The organism is Klebsiella sp. 141153 (genome assembly GCF_032601995.1).
In the GTDB taxonomy this organism is placed as follows: Bacteria; Pseudomonadota; Gammaproteobacteria; order Enterobacterales; family Enterobacteriaceae; genus Klebsiella; species Klebsiella aerogenes.
This window is the reverse complement of record NZ_JAQIRJ010000035.1, coordinates 1-542: the sequence shown is the minus strand read 5'-3', so window position 1 is coordinate 542 and position 542 is coordinate 1. Positions and strand designations below refer to the sequence as shown.

The window sequence follows — 542 nt, the reverse complement described above, 5'->3', positions numbered from 1 at the left end:
GTGAGGTTCTGCATATGGCGCGGGGTTTCGGTGTTGCGCAGCGCCGCCAGGGCAATCAGCCCGCCGGTGACGCAGAACGCCAGCGCCAGCCACAGAGTGCCCATCTCGCCAATGTGCGGGATGGTGAAGCTCGGGATATAGCTGCCGAACACGCCGATGCCGACGGAGTAGACCGCCCAGAACCAGCCCAGGGCCGAGCTGGAGCTGTCGCTGCGGACGTTATGGATAATGGCGACGATGAACGAGTAGAGGAACAGCGGATAGGCCAGACCGCGGATACCGTAAAACAGCAGGATTAAGGCGTAGTTGGCGCGGCCGAGACCGAAGACGAGGAACAGGACGTGGAACACGCACCACAGCACAAAACCGATAAACATGGTTTTACGCGGGGTGATGATTTCCGCGACCACGCCGGAGACCCAGGCCGAGAGGGCGGCGGCGAGGCCGTAGAGGGTGAAGGCGAAAGAGGCCTGCGCCGGGCTGAAGCCCAGCTCCTTGATGTAGTGCGAGAGGAAGGCGAGTTCAAAACCGTCGCCGGTCAT

1 protein-coding gene is annotated in these 542 nt (G+C 62.2%); it reads right to left on the bottom strand.

Annotated features, from left to right (window positions below):
* Positions 1-542 (bottom strand): MFS transporter (locus PGS10_RS24950; RefSeq protein WP_316423642.1); only part of this gene is annotated, 542 nt, incomplete at both ends.